This is a genomic window from Flavobacterium sp. DSP2-3-1, assembly GCF_049896865.1.
In the GTDB taxonomy this organism is placed as follows: Bacteria; Bacteroidota; Bacteroidia; order Flavobacteriales; family Flavobacteriaceae; genus Flavobacterium.
Genome location: NZ_JAFCVD010000007.1, coordinates 207464 through 222618 on the forward strand (window position 1 = coordinate 207464; position 15155 = coordinate 222618).

Below are 15155 nucleotides of genomic sequence, written 5' to 3' on the forward strand. Positions count from 1 at the left end.
ATTTTTAAATTTTATATCAATTTATTAAAAGTGTTCTGGAATTTTTCGAAGATTATTTTAAAGTACTTATTTCAAGAAAAAAATGGGATCATCAATATGTAATTACAATCCGAAATTTTAGAGATGGATCTACCACTAAAAAAGTTTTTCCTGTAATGAATAAAAAAGTCCCCGATGTAAACAAAAGAAATAAAACGAGTCTGGAACAAGGTATATTTCCTAGTAAAAAAACTGTACCAAAATTTGAAGTGAAATTTGAAATTAAAATAAAAAAAACCAAGGCACTACAATCACTTTAATTTTTCCGATACACAATTCGCTGGCAGATTATTTGCAAAATGGCTAATGCTTGAGTACCTAAAACAAAAAAAAAGCACTTCTTTCAAAGTGCTTTATAAAGTATAAAACTAACCAAAACAAATCTTAATTGAAATCAAAACGCAGTCCTAACGAAACGTTGTTTTGCTTTACCAAATTCTCTTTAAACAAAGGATTCAAATCATATTTCAAGTACAAACTGGTCGATCTATATCCAATATAAGAACTCAAACCATAAATAAAATTACTGGCATTAAAATCCCCTTTAGTTCTTTCAGTAGCTTTCAAATCATTGTCATCATACTTTATAATTTGCTTTGACTTCAAATTGATTCCTGCATAACCACCGATACCAAAACGAACACTTTGATGCGTTCTGAAAAATGGTATATTGTCTTTCATTTTTTTACCCGAAAAATCAAACTCTAAATGAATTGGCGCCACTAAATATACATTTCTGAAACGAGAATCTGTAATATCAATAGAATTAATAACCAGATTAGTCTCTTTCCCATTGATTACAAAACTACGATTATCAGTAGGACGAAGATTATTGTACATTAGGGACAAGCCATATTTAGCATGAAGTAAATTGTTGTTTTTTGCGATTCTGCTATTATAAGAAACGCCTATTTCAGAAAAATCAGAACCTAAATACCTGAAATCTGATTTTTCGACACTTTTATTAGTCACCACATTATTCAATCCTGTAGCAAAAACCACCTGACTTGTAGTTCGTTTTGATTGTCGGTCATCTTTGTCCCTTTGGCCGTTGTAAACTTTCATGGATGTAATATTGATTTCTCTTTTATTCTTCCCAATGGAATCAGTACTACTTCCTATAATGAAACTTGTACTACCACTATTATTTCCATTTTCTTCATCAAACTTTCCATCAACTTTATCTTGAATTAATTGATTTAATTTTCCCTCTTCAATAGCGACTTTTGTTTCAATATTAGCGGCGCGTTCTTCCGCTTTTTTCAATTTGAGTTCTTCTACTTTTTCTTTAGAAATTATTCCTTTTGCAACTTCTTTATCTAAAGCATCTATTTCAGTTTTTAAAGCATTTTTCTGAGTGTCCGTTATTGTTTTAATTTGATTACCAATTGCTTTGGCTTTGGTCTCAAATGGAATTGATTTATGATCTCTTCCTCTAGTAAATCCAGTTTCAGGTATAGTTTCATCAACTAGTTCTAAAACAATATCTTTAAACCAAACCTGACCTGTTTCATCTAATAAAACTCCGTATGAAATAGAAGTTGCATCTGCTGGTACGTGCAATACAATTTCATATTTAGCCCAATCTTTTGTGCCTTTTATGGGATTTTTGCGCATGTTATCAAAAGCCAAAACAGCCACATCATAGTAATCCACACGCATCCATAAACCAGCCCAAGATTTAATATTTTCACATTTTAAATATCCTGACATTTTTACCGTTTTCCCTAAGTATAAGTCTGGTTTTATTGTTTTCATGATTGTACCAAAACCATTGATTTTGTTTTTAATCGATTTAATGGTTAAAATATTTTCTTCTTTGAATTCGGGGTTCTTTTCAAAACTCCTTTCATAATTTGGTGACGCAGGTTGCCAATAAGTCCAGTCTAGAATATTTTTATAATTGCCTTTTTCTTGCGCATTTACTTTTGTTAAAAAGGCAGATAAAAGTAGTACTGTGATTAAAATAATTTTTTGCATAATGTTCGATTTTTGATTGATGATTGATTTATATTTATTCTTCGTAATTTCTATTGACTAAAACTGTTTTTATAGCATTAAAATTTTTGTTGAATTTGTCCAATGCTGATTCTCTAAAAGATTGATTTAATTCTGTTTCAGCATTTGACAATAAACTGTTTGGATTTATTGAAATAGCTTTTCTAGTTTTTTCAATTGATCTATCGGCAACTTTTGGTTCAAATTTAGTATTGCTAACGTCTGCCAATAATTTTTCTGCTGAAACGTATCTATTGCCGCTTGTTAATGGAAAATTCTTGTTTTCAGAAGTATTAACTATGTCGTTATTCTCTTTTGTTGGATTGATGGTTGAAACCTCCTCCTCTTTAGTATTAAGTTGTTTTGGATGCTTTTTTAAAATAGTGTTGTCGGCAACAACTTCATGTTCCTGCACTGTTGTTTTTTTAATTTGGCCAGGCAAAACTGCTTCATTGATTATTTCTGGCTCATTTAAATTACTGACATCTTTTTTTTGTTCCAAAACTACCGGAGTAACCGTACTTATTTTTACAGTTTCAGAATTATTAAAAAAAACTGTTCCTATCAATAAAAATCCAACAAAACTTGCCGCCATAAACAACCAAGGAAATTTCGCTTTTGGTTTTTCAGCCACCGTAAGCAGCTCATCCAGTTTACTCCAAGCCATTTCTGATGGTTTGATTTCCCTAGAATTTAATTGCTCCTTGAACTGTGTTTCTAAATTATTCAGTTCCATACTCATAATTTTTCATTTTACTAATCTGCCCTTGCAGCATTTTCCTTGCATGTGATAATTGCGATTTGGATGTTCCTTCCTTAATCCCTAACATAGTTGCAATTTCGTGATGTTTGTATCCTTCAATAGCATATAAATTAAAAACCATTTTATAGCCATCCGGCAAACTATCAATCATAAATTGAATATCATCTATTGAAAATTGGCTTTCGATGTTGTTGCAGCTTTCTTCAAAATAGGTTTCATCTTCACTATATTTCAGTTTTTTTTCAACTCGGATAAAAGAAATACATTCATTTACCATGATTCTCCTAATCCAACCTTCGAAACTTCCTTTGTGCTGAAAATTCTTCAAATTCGTAAACACTTTCATAAAAGCAGTAATCATGATATCTTCGGCTTGATGAATGTCTTTTATGTATTGGCGGCAAACGCTTAACATTTTTGGAGAAAATTGAGTATAAATCTGCTGTTGCGCCTGTCGATTGTTTTCGACAGCCAACTGGATTAATTCATTTTCCCCGTGATGTAAGTTGATTACTTTCATAAATAATTTCAATGGCAAAAATCAATTTCAATTTCAATATCTCTCATTGCTATTGCAATTGATTCTTGATATTGAACCTCATCTCTATTAACATAGACGATTGACAATGCAAAAAGGTTGCATCTGATCTATAAATTTTTTTGATTTTGAAGTTGGAATATAAAAAAAGTCAATGAAAGCAATCGGTAACGAGAGAAAATATTCTAAAAAAAAATTACTTTTTTCTTTCAATGACGTAATTAACCATCAAAATTAATGCGTCTTTAAACTCTGAATTTGGATAATTATCCAGCAACAAAAGTGCTTCTTGCTGAAATTCAACCATTTTTTGTTCCGCATAAAGCAAACCGTTATTGTTTTTTACAAAAGCAATAACTTCTCTCACGCGTTTTTTATCCTTATTATGATTTTTAATGGAATTGATAAGCCATGTTTTCTCTTTTGAAGTACATGTATTCAAAACATAAATGAGCGGTAAAGTCATCTTTTGTTCTTTGATATCAATTCCTGTTGGTTTCCCAATAGCTTCATCGGTATAATCGAATAAATCATCTTTTATCTGGAAAGCCATGCCAATGAGTTCTCCAAATTTCCGCATGTTTTCTACCTGAATTTCATCCTCGATAACGGATCTCGCCCCTAGAGCACAACAAGCAGCAATAAGTGTCGCTGTCTTTTGTCGAATAATTTCATAATAAATATCCTCTGTGATGTCAAGTCTTCTTGCTTTTTCAATTTGAAGTAATTCGCCTTCGCTCATTTCACGAACCGCGACAGAAATAATTCGGAGCAAATCGAAATCTCCATTATCGATAGAAAGTAATAATCCCTTGGACAATAAATAATCACCAACCAAAACAGCAATTTTATTTTTCCAAAGTGCATTAAGGGAGAAAAAACCTCTTCTGCGATTACTGTCATCTACAACATCATCGTGAACTAATGTGGCGGTATGAATCAGCTCGATAACGCAAGCTCCACGATAGGTTCTTTCATTTACAATTCCGGCTGAAACCATTTTAGCAGTCAGAAAAACGAACATCGGACGCATTTGTTTTCCTTTTCTGTTGACGATATAATACGTAATTCTATTTAACAAAGCCACTTGTGAAGTCATCGATTCGTAGAACTTTTTTTCAAAAAGTTCCATTTCGTCAAAGATGGGCTGTTTTATTTGTGAAGTAATGTTCATTGGAGTTCAAATATACTGCTTTCCAAATAAAAAAACAGCAACTATTTGACAGCATTCGCTTTTAAAATTTTTAGTTATAAATTACTTGAATTGACCCAAATTGTATTGATTATTTAAGTTGAATTCCACGAAATTGTATTGCTAAAAAAAATTACGTAATTCAAAGCAATAGTTATCGCTATGAATTTTCATAATTCGTGGACACCTTTTTATGCTTCTTTGTTGGCGAGTTGCCCACAGGCAGCATCGATGTCTTTTCCGCGGCTTCTTCGCACTTTTACCACAATTCCGCTTGCTTCCAGTGCTTTTATGTATGCATTAATTGATTCTTCTGAAGCTTGCTGAAATTCTCCATCGTCAATTGGATTGTATTCGATCAGATTCACTTTACAAGGAACATATTTACAAAACTTTACCAAAGCATCGATTGAAGCCTTATTATCATTAATATCTTTCCAAACGACATATTCGTAAGAAATTTTACTTTTGGTTTTTCGGTACCAATATTCTAAGGATTCACGTAAATCTGCCAAAGGAAAATTAGCACTAAACGGCATAATTCGGGAACGTATTTCATCGATTGCTGAGTGTAATGAAACTGCTAATTTAAATTTCACGTCATCATCTGCGAGTTTTTTTATCATTTTGGGAACTCCAGACGTTGAAAGCATAATTCTCTTGGGAGACATCCCTAAACCTTCCGGAGACGTAATCATTTCGATTGCTTTCAAGACATTATTGTAATTCATGAGCGGTTCTCCCATTCCCATAAAAACAATATTTGACAGCGGATGATTATAATACAAACGACTTTCTTTATCTATAGCAATAACCTGATCGTAGATTTCAGCTGGCTCCAGATTTCGCATTCTTTTTAAGCGCGCTGTGGCGCAAAAATTACAATCCAAACTACAACCTACTTGACTGGACACACAAGCTGTAGTTCTTGTATTTGTGGGTATCAAAACCGACTCAACGACCAAACCATCATGCAAACGTACCGCATTTTTCACGGTTCCGTCTTCACTGCGCTGCATCGTATCTACTTTAATGTGATTGATAACAAAATGTGTTTCCAGCATGGTACGTGTTCCTTTAGAAACATTTGTCATGTCCTCAAAACTATGTGCACCCTTGCTCCACAACCATTCATAGACTTGGTTACCCCGAAAGGCTTTATCATTATTAGCGACAAAAAAATCGCGTAGTTGTTCTTTTGATAAAGATCGTATGTCTTTTTTCTCAATTTCCATGCTGCAAATTTAATGACAATTTGTTGATTTGTTGATTTGATAATTTGATAACTTTGCTCTCAATTGAAAAAAGTTTAAAATAATGCATTTCATTTCCCAACAATTAGAAGATTATATCGAACAACATTCTGAAAAAGAACCGGCTTTACTGGCGGCTTTAAACAAAGAAACTTACCAAAAAATTCTGCTGCCGAGAATGTTGAGCGGGCATTTTCAAGGTCGGGTTTTGAGTATGTTGTCTAAATTGATTCGACCGGTTAATATTTTGGAAATTGGCACCTATACTGGTTATTCCGCGTTGTGTTTGTGCGAAGGCATGCAGGAAAACGGACAGTTGCATACAATTGACATCAAAGAAGAATTACTTGATTTTCAAAGAAAACATTTTGACAAATCAGTTTGGGGGAAACAAATCATTCAGCATTTGGGGGAAGCAGTTGGCATTATTCCAACGCTTGACTTAAAATTTGATTTGGTTTTTATTGACGCCGATAAGGAAAATTACCTCAACTATTTTGAATTGATTCTTCCAAAAATGAATAAAGGCGGCATAATTTTATCGGACAATGTCCTGTGGAGCGGAAAAGTTTTGGAACCACTGAATCCTAAAGATTTGAGCACAAAAATATTGCTGGAATACAATCAATTATTAGCAACGGATCCCCGCGTAGAAACCGTTTTACTACCTATTCGCGATGGATTAACGGTAAGCAGAGTTCTTTAATATAAAAAGTTCTATTAATAACAAATGTGCTAGCCCTGATGGAAGCGGCATCCTTTTCTAGTCCTGAGCTTTTTTCAGGACTAGAAAAGATACAGCGGACAGCAGGAAATTGCTCCTACCATTTAATAGGTTGCGGAAAATATCTTTCTTGTGCTATTTTGTATACAATAAAAATTAAAAATCCAGAAATGAATCCGAACAAATAGCCGGATAAAATGTCTAATGGATAATGCAATCCCAGATAAATTCTGCTGTAAGCAAAAATTAACGGCCATAAAAACAGAAAACCGAAAAATTTGATTTTATCTTTAAAATTAAAATATAAAAATGTCGCGACTGCCATCGAGTTTGCTGCATGTCCCGAGAAAAAACTAAATGAGTTTCGGATTTGAACGATGCGTATATACGAATTGATTTCTGGATTATTACAAGGACGTAAACGTTGGAATCCGTTTTTGAACAAATTTGTCGTTTGATCTGTAAACGTAACTAATACCGCTACAAACAATAGTAAATAAAGCGTTTGTTTTGCTCCCAGTTTTTTAAAAATAACATACAGCAAAAGTAGAAATAGTGGAATCCAATTGCTTTGTTTGGTAATGAGTAACCAAAGCCCGTCATAGGTCTTTGATCCTAAACCATTTAAAAATACAAATAATTCCGTATCCAAGGAAAGAAAATTTTTCAACATTACACCTGACGTTTTATAGGCCCTGAAATGTCTTCTGTCTCTTCTTTCGCAGTTTCAATCGGAGCGGTAGTATCTGCCAATAAACTGTCTTTAGCTTTATTAATTTCGGAGGTAATATTTCCGGTGATATCGTTAAATTGCGTCGTATCACCCAATAGATTGTCCTTGGCTTTATTAATTTCTGAAGTAATATTGCCTCTGAAATCGCTCAATGATTTTGTATCAAATCCATTGGCCTCTGCTCCTTTTTGAATTTCACTTTTGATATCATTTGTAGCATTTTTCAGTTGTGCCATTGCTTTACCCATAGTGCGGGCAATTTCCGGTACTTTATCTGACCCAAAAAGCATGAGTACTATAAACATGATAAAAATTAATTCGCCTCCACCTATGCCAAACATATTTTTTTATTTTTGATTACTACAAAGATATTAAATTTTGAATCTTTGACTTTTAATTTTTTCATAAAAAAAAAGACTCTTTTCAGAGTCTTTTTTTGCAATATTTGTTTGTCTAGTCGAATTTGGACTTTACTTCTTCTTTTGGCCACGTATTATTAGTCACATCGATATCCGCCGTTTCTAACTTTGGATCTACTTGGATTTTTTTGATTGCTTTTTCAGTCGCGTAAACTTTCTTAGCGGTATCATTGTTTTTTCTCCAAATTTGAGCTGGATATTTGAACGTTTCTTTTGAGTCATCATTATAAGTTAACTCAACAATAATTGGCATCAACATTCCTCCCGGTTTGTTGAACTCTACTTCGTAGAAATATTTAGGCGATTTTAATTTTGTTTTTTCATCAGCTGTAAAGTTTTTATTTACATACTCGGATAATAAATTTACATCTGAAATAGCTAATGCTTTCTTATCTTTAGCGGATAATTCTTCGCTTGATCCAGGAACTAAATATACGAAAGGTCCTTTTTCCTGACCAAAACGTCCTCTTCTTACGACAGCGTCTTTTAATTCTTTAGTTGCAGCCTCAGATACGTAATATTGTTTTACTTCTTTCACTCCGATATCTACAAAATCAGTGGAGTAAAACCATCCTCTGAAAAACCAGTCTAAATCTACTGCTGATGCATCTTCCATGGTCCTAAAAAAGTCTTCCGGAGTAGGATGCTTAAATTTCCATCGGTTTGCGTATACTTTAAAAGCATGGTCAAATAATTCTCTTCCCATGATTGTTTCTCTAAGAATATTCAATCCTGTTGCCGGCTTACCATAAGCGTTTGCACCAAATTGAACTATTGTTTCAGAGTTAGACATAATAGGCTCTAAAAAATTTTGATCACCACTCATATAAGGAACAATTTTGCTTGCAGGACCACGACTAGAAGGGAAATTCGTTCCCATTTCCTGTTCGGCCATGTATTGCATAAAGGTATTCAATCCTTCATCCATCCAAGACCACTGACGCTCATCAGAATTGACAATCATAGGGAAAAAATTGTGTCCTACTTCATGCACCACCACTCCAATCATACCGTTTTTAATACGTTCGCTGGTCACTCCTTTTTCGTCAGGACGACCGTAATTCCAACAAATCATTGGGTATTCCATACCTTGATCTTCCGCAGATACTGAAACCGCTTTTGGATAAGGATAATCAAATGTATGTGCAGAATAACTTTTCAGCGTATGTGCTACCGTTCTTGTTGAAGTTTCTCCCCATAAAGGATTACTCTCTTTAGGATAAACTGAAATTGCCATTACCGTTTTCTCACTTAATTTAACTGCCATAGCATCATAAATAAATTTTCTGGAAGTGGCAATTCCAAAGTCCCTTACGTTTTTAGCGCTAAATCTCCATGTTTTCTTCTTATCAGAAAATCCTTTTTCGGTTGCTTCTGCTTCTGCTTGTGTTACGATAACAACTGGATTATCGTATGATTTCATAGCTAATTCATATCTTTTCACTTGTTCCGGAGTAAACACTTCACTTCTGTTCATCAGCTCTCCTGTTGCTTCCATAACGTGGTCCGCAGGCACGGTAATATTTACATCAAAATTTCCAAAAGGCAATGTAAATTCTCCCGTTCCCCAGAACTGCATATTCTGCCATCCTTCCACATCATTATAAACCGCCATTCTAGGATAGAACTGAGCAATTACATATAACTTATTTCCGTCTTTTTCGAATAGTTCATATCCTGAACGACCACCATCTTGTCTGTAATTATTGATGTTGTAAGACCATTTGATTGCAAAAGAAAATTTTTCACCAGGTTTCAATGGCGCTGCCAAATTGATACGCATCATCGTTTGATTGATGGTATACGACAATGAGTTTCCTTTAGCATCTTTCACAAACTCGATGTTGAAGCCGCGCTCTAATTCTTGTTTCAAAAATTTATTAGCAAAGTTTCCTGCCGGAAAAACCTGTTCCATTCTTTGGCTTTCTGCCAATGGAGTCTGTGAGTTTTTCGCAGCTTGATTTTGGTCTAATTGTACCCATAAATATTCTAAAGTGTCAGGGGAATTATTGTAATAGGTAACGGTTTCGGAACCGCTTAATCTAGAATTTTTGTCGTCAAGCTCAATGTTGATTTTATAATCCGCTTGTTGTTGATAATAAGCTGGACCTGGTGCCCCTGAAGCAGTACGAAACATATTAGGTGTTGCTAACAAATCATACATTTGGCTAAACTTATTGGTGTCGTACTTTCCTGCTGGTTTTGGCGCGACTGGAGCCGTTTTTTCCTGTGCAAACAATAATGCAGGGAAAAATAATAATAAAGATAATTTTTTCATAGTTGGAAATCTGGTTATTTCAATGTGTGAAAATAATAATTTTAAGTAGATGTATCTAAATTAATTAATATTTTAACACTTCCTTAGACGAAGACTCCGTAAAAAGTAACGTGTTTTTGACTCCCAAAACATTAAAATGCATAATGTTCTGTTGCTCTGAATTACCTTCGGTAATTACTGCATTATAGATTTGCAGCGCATTTATTTTTTGGATTTCTTTCATGCTGAAATAACAGATGAGAACATCGCCTTCCATTTCTTTGCTTAAAAAATTGACGGGCTTTGCCTGACCGTTTACCTTGATGTAGAATTTTTCATTGAAGTATTTTTTCAAAAGAGTTACATCTTCGACAGTTTCATTTTCTGAACCCAAATTACTTTTCTTACCATACTTTTTTCCCACGGCATTATTTAAATCATCAACGAATATACGAGCTGTTATTTGAAGCATTTTCTTTTCCGGAGCGTAATTCACTTGATACAATGCCACATAAAACTTATGTACATTAAAAGATGCTAACGTTAAAGACAGTAACCCAAAAAAAATAATTAAGATTGTTTTTTTCATTTTTGTGTAGTAGTAATTCTTTTAAATTCTTCGTTCTTGGTGATTAAAAAATCAATTAGTAAAAACTCATCTTCTTCTTTCAAAAGATTTTTTGATTTTGGATCGTTTTCGCAATAATCCAGAAAAAGGCCAATTTCTTCAGTTTTCAACTTTAAGGTATTGGTAAAAAAATAGCGGTCCAAACCTTTGGAAACTGCATCAGAAAAATCTACTCGCGCATTCAATCCTGCTTGTTCAGCCGAATCTTTTTTAAATACTTTGGAAACCATCTTAAATATTTTAACAAAATCCATTCCATTTTCTATAGTTCCGTCCGAAGGCATGGTTCTGTTTACCGGGGAAGATTTCGCATCGTCAGTAAATTGCATGTCTACAATTCCTTGAGAATTACCAATGGCTGGCTTTATATCGGTTTTACCTTTTACAATTACTTCTTTCAAAAGTGTAGTTTGCATTTCTAAAGCAACCACAAACAACGGTTTTGAAAAATCTTTCCCCTGCAGCACTATTTTTTTGGATTTAAAAGAAGGGCTCGAAACCAGCAAAGTATCTTTGGCCTTAGCCAAAATGTCAAAAAAACCCTGATTGCTGATAAAAGTTCTCGTTTTCGAGTTCAGATTAAAAACATAACCGTTGTCCACCAAAGCTAATTCATTTACAAACTGACCGTGCAGTGACTTTCTGTTTTCGTTTTGCCCAAAACAATGTTGGCAAAAGAAAAGCAAACAAAGAATTTTTATTGTCGTTTTCATCTCGATGTTTTAAGTTTTGTATTTTATATTCCAGTCAATTTTCATTGTTTAGTATGTCTTTGTATTCTTGCGCCAAAGTTACCATAAAAAACGAGGTTCTTTCTTCATTTTCGGATTCTAAAACTTTCAAAAAATTTTCATTTTCCACTATGAAATATTTAAACCCATTTACGTAATCATTTGCAATTCCAAGTTGAACCGTAAAAAATTCTTGACTGTACAATTCAGAAATCAATTTAATAAAGTTTTCTTTTTTCTCCAAAATAACTAATTTCTTAAGCCGTTTCGTTCTTCCATTGATCTTGTGTATTAAAGGATCCAGTGGCATCGAACCACCCAGAAGCTGCAATAATTCTATCGGTTTGAAATCTCCAGCGGTTCTTAACCTTCGTTCTGCAGGACTATATTTCACCGCATCTCTAGTTACAACACCCAATGAAAGCGCGTTAATTTCATTTTTATTTACAATTACCTCCTTCAATTCTGTAATTTTGGGCTCCAGAATAATTGAAAGCTTCCCAAGTTCAAAATCACTAAAGCTGATTGTTTCCCTATACTTTTTAAGATTTACAGCAGTGAAGACCAATATGTCATTGGCTTTCGCCAAAATAAAAAACTCACCAGAACTATTTGTTTGCGTTGTTTTTCCGTTTGTTAAATTTAAGATATTTATTCCATTTGCGCCAACAGAATCTACGCTGATTTTTCCTTGCAGCAGCTTTTCATCGAGAATTTGTCCAAAAGAAATCTGGCACAGTACTAACAACATTCCCGTTAAAATGCTAATTATTTTCAAGGACTATAATTTCGTTATAATTTTCTGCAAGTTTGACAATTAAATACATAACCAGTGTCTTGTTTTTATCTCGTAGTGCGTTTGCAAAAGCAGCATCATCCACACAATAATACTGGAACCCTTTGATATAATCCTCCGGTATTCTTAATGTTTCCGTATAATATTTATCTTCAAAAAGTACATCAATTCTCGCCAATAACTGTTCTTTCTTCTCAATTATAATTTCTTTTTTCAGCATGGCTTTTCGTCCTGAAATAGTGTTCAGCAATCCATCGATTCCTCCACCGGAAGTTGCCGTGTATAATTTTCTTTCAGCAGCGCTGTATTTTTTTTGACCATAGGGAATAATGCCTAAACTCTCGGCCGAAATAGCAGATTCATTGACCACAACCTCTTTCAAAACAATGCTTTTAGGAATCATCAAAACCGAAATAACTTCCTGCAGCATATCCTGTTTGTTAATTTTCCTGCGAAGACCTTCTAAATTAACGGCTGTGAAAACCAGAACATCGCCTTCTTTTACGGGAATTGTAAAAAAGCCATTAACATCTGAAACCGTTGCTTTTTCTGTTGACACATTTACAATAGTAATGCGATCCACTGCAACAGAATCTGCGGTGATTTTTCCCCGAATTTCCTTTATAATATTGGTCTGCCCAAAAGTAACTTGAACCAATAAAAGGATTATAAACTGTAGCGTATATTTAATTTTCACTGGCAATTATTTCTTTATACTTTGTTGCTAATTCTCCTATCAAAAAAGTAGTCATTGTAACGTTTTTAGATTTTAAAACAGTGACAAAGCGTTCATTTTCGATGCTATAGTATTGAAATCCTTTGACATACTCCGCCGGTATTTTTAATGTACTCACAAAATAATCCGTGGCAAACAGATTCTCTAATTGTCTCAAATAGGATTCTTTCTTCTCGACTTCAAGTTCTTTTTTCAACATTTTCGTTCTTCCCGAAAACCAATTCAATAATGGATCTGCGGAAATAGATCCTCCCATCATGCTACCCATATTAGCACTCGCATTGAGATGAGTGGCAGTATACAACTTTCGTTCTGCTGGAGTATATATTTTTTGTCCTTTGGGAACAATTCCTAATGAAACAGCGTTAATCCCATTTCGGACAATCACCTCACGCAATTGATTCATCAAAGGCGTCACTTTCACATTAAGAATTCCTTTAGCAAAATGGTCGTGGGTCAAAAGTAACTTAGTTTCCTTGAATTGCGATGCCGAAAACAGTAACGTATCACCCACCGCTGCCTGAATGGAGAAATTACCTTCTTGATTTGTAACAGAAGCCTTCTGTGTTTTTTTATTTATGACATAAATACCTTCCAAAACCGAAACTTCAGCAGTCACTTTTCCGTATAATTGCGTTCGGGGCGCCTCTTGCGACAGAACGTTCGTAGCAGCAAAAGCCAAAAATAAATACACAATTCTAATCATCACGCAAACAGTCATTATTGACACCTCGTAAAAGTATCTTAATGCATTCCAAATTAATTATTAATGGGTTGGTAAAAAAATGTTAATTAAAAATTTGAAATAAAAAAGACCGATTTAATACCTTTGCACAAATTATCCACCAAAAATGAAAAATATACTAATCGCAAGTACCTCTACGCTTGCAAACGAGAATTATCTGGAGTATTTATTACCGGAATTGCAATTGCATTTTCAAAACTGCAATACGATTCTTTTTATTCCTTACGCTAGACCTGGCGGTATTTCGCATGAGGAATATACCACAATGGTAAGCTTAGCTTTCGCCAAAATAAATAAAAAAGTAATCGGAATTCATGAATTTGAGGATGCCGTACAAGCAATAAAAAATGCAGAAGGAATTTTCACGGGCGGCGGAAACACATTTGTACTCGTATCTCAATTACATAAGAACAATGTTATGGAAATCCTTTCGGAAGTTGTGAAAAACGGCACTCCTTATTTAGGAACAAGCGCAGGAAGCAATATTTGTGGACTTACAATGCAAACTACTAACGACATGCCCATTGTTTATCCGCCAAGTTTTAAAACTCTGGGATTAATTCCTTTTAATTTAAATCCTCATTATTTAGACCCCGACACCAGTTTCAAACACATGGGCGAAACCAGAGAAACCCGAATTATGGAATACCATGCTTTTAATACTGTTCCGGTTTTAGGTTTGAGAGAAGGCAGTTGGCTTGACGTAAAAGGAGATAAAATCATTTTGAAAGGCAATCTTACCGCCAGACTCTTTAGACAAAATCAAGAAATTGAAGAATTAGAAACGGGAACTGATTTGAACTTTATAAAGTAATGTTGAAAAATTAAATAAAAAAAGCCGAAACAATAAAGTTTCGGCTATGAAGAGTTAAAGCCGAGACTTCCCATATCAATCTCTTAAGCGGATATTTCAAATCTTCGGGACTCGCACAACCTTAAAATAAAAAACCTCAAACAAAAGTTTGAGGTTTCTGGAGCGAAAGACGAGGCTCGAACTCGCGACAACCAGCTTGGAAGGCTGGAGCTCTACCAACTGAGCTACTTTCGCATTATAACAATAAAATAAAATTTCAAAATAAAACTTGAAACTTAGAGCGAAAGACGAGGCTCGAACTCGCGACAACCAGCTTGGAAGGCTGGAGCTCTACCAACTGAGCTACTTTCGCATTAACAACGGTGCAAATATAATTAATAAGTTTGCTTCAATGCAAGTTTTTTTCTTAAAAAGTCGCAAACACACTCCCAGAGTTTCTTTTATTTAAGGAGATACAAATCATAAAGAATTTAATATGAAAATATTATACCTTTATAATACCCAAAAAATATTTTTACAAAACAGTGAAAAACATCGAACAAATAATTGCTTTGAAGACATCTGCGGTACGACATGCTGTCCTTCGGGCTGAAAAACCCATAGAAAGTTGTTATTTTGATAGCGATACTTTAGAAATTACTGTTCATTCTGGACTGTATGACTCCGACAATCTCTTGGAAGTGATTTCCTTATTTGAAGCAAAAAATGATTAGTTTACATTCAAAAAACAATTGCAAATTCATGGAATATCCGTTTTGAAACAGCATTAAAAAAAAGGTTTGGGCGAAA

General features: G+C 34.1%; 17 protein-coding genes and 2 tRNA genes. 4 read left to right on the plus strand and 15 right to left on the minus strand.

The window, feature by feature from the left end; genetic code table 11:
* Positions 1 to 155 precede the first annotated feature (155 nt).
* Positions 156 to 299 carry a hypothetical protein gene (locus ACP7AT_RS10065; protein WP_426064192.1) on the plus strand — a complete coding sequence of 48 codons (144 nt, stop codon included), beginning with the start codon at positions 156 to 158 and terminating at the stop codon, positions 297 to 299.
* Between the two features lie 124 nt (positions 300 to 423).
* Here ACP7AT_RS10065 and ACP7AT_RS10070 read toward each other — a convergent pair whose 3' ends face one another.
* The 5 genes from ACP7AT_RS10070 to rlmN form a co-directional block, all read right to left on the minus strand.
* Positions 424 to 2019, minus strand: a complete 1596-nt coding sequence (locus ACP7AT_RS10070; RefSeq protein WP_426064193.1) for a hypothetical protein — start codon at positions 2017 to 2019, stop codon at positions 424 to 426.
* Positions 2020 to 2053: 34 nt separating this feature from the next.
* Positions 2054 to 2773, minus strand: a complete 720-nt coding sequence (locus ACP7AT_RS10075) for a hypothetical protein (RefSeq protein ID WP_426064194.1) — start codon at positions 2771 to 2773, stop codon at positions 2054 to 2056.
* Positions 2760 to 3320 carry an RNA polymerase sigma factor gene (locus tag ACP7AT_RS10080; RefSeq protein ID WP_426064195.1) on the minus strand — a complete coding sequence of 187 codons (561 nt, stop codon included), beginning with the start codon at positions 3318 to 3320 and terminating at the stop codon, positions 2760 to 2762. Before ACP7AT_RS10080 ends, ACP7AT_RS10075 begins: the two co-directional genes overlap by 14 nt.
* 214 nt (positions 3321 to 3534) lie before the next feature.
* On the minus strand, positions 3535 to 4512 hold the full coding sequence (locus tag ACP7AT_RS10085) for a polyprenyl synthetase family protein (RefSeq protein ID WP_426064196.1): 978 nt from the start codon (positions 4510 to 4512) through the stop codon (positions 3535 to 3537).
* 209 nt (positions 4513 to 4721) lie between these two features.
* A complete protein-coding gene (gene rlmN, locus ACP7AT_RS10090) occupies positions 4722 to 5765 on the minus strand; it encodes a 23S rRNA (adenine(2503)-C(2))-methyltransferase RlmN (RefSeq protein ID WP_426064197.1) in 1044 nt (347 codons plus the stop codon).
* An 82-nt stretch (positions 5766 to 5847) separates the two neighbouring features.
* On the opposite strand from rlmN, the gene ACP7AT_RS10095 reads away from it, so the two are divergent.
* Positions 5848 to 6489: an O-methyltransferase gene (locus ACP7AT_RS10095; RefSeq protein ID WP_426064198.1), complete on the plus strand. Its 642-nt coding sequence runs from the start codon at positions 5848 to 5850 to the stop codon at positions 6487 to 6489.
* Between the two features lie 115 nt (positions 6490 to 6604).
* On the opposite strand, the gene ACP7AT_RS10100 is transcribed toward ACP7AT_RS10095, so the two are convergent.
* The 8 genes from ACP7AT_RS10100 to ACP7AT_RS10135 all read right to left on the minus strand — a co-directional run bounded on the left by ACP7AT_RS10100 (position 6605) and on the right by ACP7AT_RS10135 (position 13513).
* A complete protein-coding gene (locus tag ACP7AT_RS10100) occupies positions 6605 to 7180 on the minus strand; it encodes a phosphatase PAP2 family protein (RefSeq protein WP_426064199.1) in 576 nt (191 codons plus the stop codon).
* Positions 7180 to 7581, minus strand: coding sequence for a Sec-independent protein translocase subunit TatA/TatB (locus ACP7AT_RS10105; RefSeq protein WP_426064200.1), 402 nt, complete (start codon positions 7579 to 7581; stop codon positions 7180 to 7182). Before ACP7AT_RS10105 ends, ACP7AT_RS10100 begins: the two co-directional genes overlap by 1 nt.
* Before the next feature lie 112 nt (positions 7582 to 7693).
* The gene (locus ACP7AT_RS10110; protein WP_426064201.1) at positions 7694 to 9937 is read right to left on the minus strand and encodes a M1 family metallopeptidase; all 2244 of its coding nucleotides are present in this window, start codon (positions 9935 to 9937) and stop codon (positions 7694 to 7696) included.
* Between the two features lie 64 nt (positions 9938 to 10001).
* A complete protein-coding gene (locus ACP7AT_RS10115; protein ID WP_426064202.1) occupies positions 10002 to 10505 on the minus strand; it encodes a DUF6702 family protein in 504 nt (167 codons plus the stop codon).
* Positions 10502 to 11257: a hypothetical protein gene (locus tag ACP7AT_RS10120; protein WP_426064203.1), complete on the minus strand. Its 756-nt coding sequence runs from the start codon at positions 11255 to 11257 to the stop codon at positions 10502 to 10504. Before ACP7AT_RS10120 ends, ACP7AT_RS10115 begins: the two co-directional genes overlap by 4 nt.
* A gap of 34 nt (positions 11258 to 11291) precedes the next feature.
* Positions 11292 to 12053, minus strand: coding sequence for a hypothetical protein (locus ACP7AT_RS10125; RefSeq protein WP_426064204.1), 762 nt, complete (start codon positions 12051 to 12053; stop codon positions 11292 to 11294).
* Positions 12040 to 12768: a hypothetical protein gene (locus ACP7AT_RS10130; RefSeq protein ID WP_426064205.1), complete on the minus strand. Its 729-nt coding sequence runs from the start codon at positions 12766 to 12768 to the stop codon at positions 12040 to 12042. Before ACP7AT_RS10130 ends, ACP7AT_RS10125 begins: the two co-directional genes overlap by 14 nt.
* Positions 12758 to 13513, minus strand: coding sequence for a hypothetical protein (locus ACP7AT_RS10135; protein ID WP_426064206.1), 756 nt, complete (start codon positions 13511 to 13513; stop codon positions 12758 to 12760). Before ACP7AT_RS10135 ends, ACP7AT_RS10130 begins: the two co-directional genes overlap by 11 nt.
* A gap of 145 nt (positions 13514 to 13658) precedes the next feature.
* Here ACP7AT_RS10135 and pepE point away from each other — a divergent pair, with 145 nt between their 5' ends.
* A complete protein-coding gene (gene pepE / locus ACP7AT_RS10140; RefSeq protein ID WP_426064207.1) occupies positions 13659 to 14366 on the plus strand; it encodes a dipeptidase PepE in 708 nt (235 codons plus the stop codon).
* Positions 14367 to 14524: 158 nt separating this feature from the next.
* On the opposite strand, the gene ACP7AT_RS10145 is transcribed toward pepE, so the two are convergent.
* Both ACP7AT_RS10145 and ACP7AT_RS10150 read right to left on the minus strand, forming a co-directional pair.
* Positions 14525 to 14600: transfer RNA gene (locus ACP7AT_RS10145), tRNA-Gly, on the minus strand.
* 45 nt (positions 14601 to 14645) lie between these two features.
* Positions 14646 to 14718 (minus strand) — tRNA-Gly (locus ACP7AT_RS10150).
* Positions 14719 to 14890: 172 nt separating this feature from the next.
* On the opposite strand from ACP7AT_RS10150, the gene ACP7AT_RS10155 reads away from it, so the two are divergent.
* Positions 14891 to 15079, plus strand: coding sequence for a hypothetical protein (locus tag ACP7AT_RS10155; RefSeq protein ID WP_426064208.1), 189 nt, complete (start codon positions 14891 to 14893; stop codon positions 15077 to 15079).
* Positions 15080 to 15155 lie beyond the last annotated feature (76 nt).

Bases quoted from the DNA above. Each gene is read 5' to 3' on its own strand.
- ACP7AT_RS10065 (WP_426064192.1), top strand. From the start codon at position 156: ATGAATAAAAAAGTCCCCGATGTAAACAAAAGAAATAAAACGAGTCTG.
- ACP7AT_RS10070 (WP_426064193.1), bottom strand. From the start codon at position 2,019: ATGCAAAAAATTATTTTAATCACAGTACTACTTTTATCTGCCTTTTTA.
- ACP7AT_RS10075 (WP_426064194.1), bottom strand. From the start codon at position 2,773: ATGGAACTGAATAATTTAGAAACACAGTTCAAGGAGCAATTAAATTCT.
- ACP7AT_RS10080 (WP_426064195.1), bottom strand. From the start codon at position 3,320: ATGAAAGTAATCAACTTACATCACGGGGAAAATGAATTAATCCAGTTG.
- ACP7AT_RS10085 (WP_426064196.1), bottom strand. From the start codon at position 4,512: ATGAACATTACTTCACAAATAAAACAGCCCATCTTTGACGAAATGGAA.
- rlmN (WP_426064197.1), bottom strand. From the start codon at position 5,765: ATGGAAATTGAGAAAAAAGACATACGATCTTTATCAAAAGAACAACTA.
- ACP7AT_RS10095 (WP_426064198.1), top strand. From the start codon at position 5,848: ATGCATTTCATTTCCCAACAATTAGAAGATTATATCGAACAACATTCT.
- ACP7AT_RS10100 (WP_426064199.1), bottom strand. From the start codon at position 7,180: ATGTTGAAAAATTTTCTTTCCTTGGATACGGAATTATTTGTATTTTTA.
- ACP7AT_RS10105 (WP_426064200.1), bottom strand. From the start codon at position 7,581: ATGTTTGGCATAGGTGGAGGCGAATTAATTTTTATCATGTTTATAGTA.
- ACP7AT_RS10110 (WP_426064201.1), bottom strand. From the start codon at position 9,937: ATGAAAAAATTATCTTTATTATTATTTTTCCCTGCATTATTGTTTGCA.
- ACP7AT_RS10115 (WP_426064202.1), bottom strand. From the start codon at position 10,505: ATGAAAAAAACAATCTTAATTATTTTTTTTGGGTTACTGTCTTTAACG.
- ACP7AT_RS10120 (WP_426064203.1), bottom strand. From the start codon at position 11,257: ATGAAAACGACAATAAAAATTCTTTGTTTGCTTTTCTTTTGCCAACAT.
- ACP7AT_RS10135 (WP_426064206.1), bottom strand. From the start codon at position 13,513: ATGATTAGAATTGTGTATTTATTTTTGGCTTTTGCTGCTACGAACGTT.
- pepE (WP_426064207.1), top strand. From the start codon at position 13,659: ATGAAAAATATACTAATCGCAAGTACCTCTACGCTTGCAAACGAGAAT.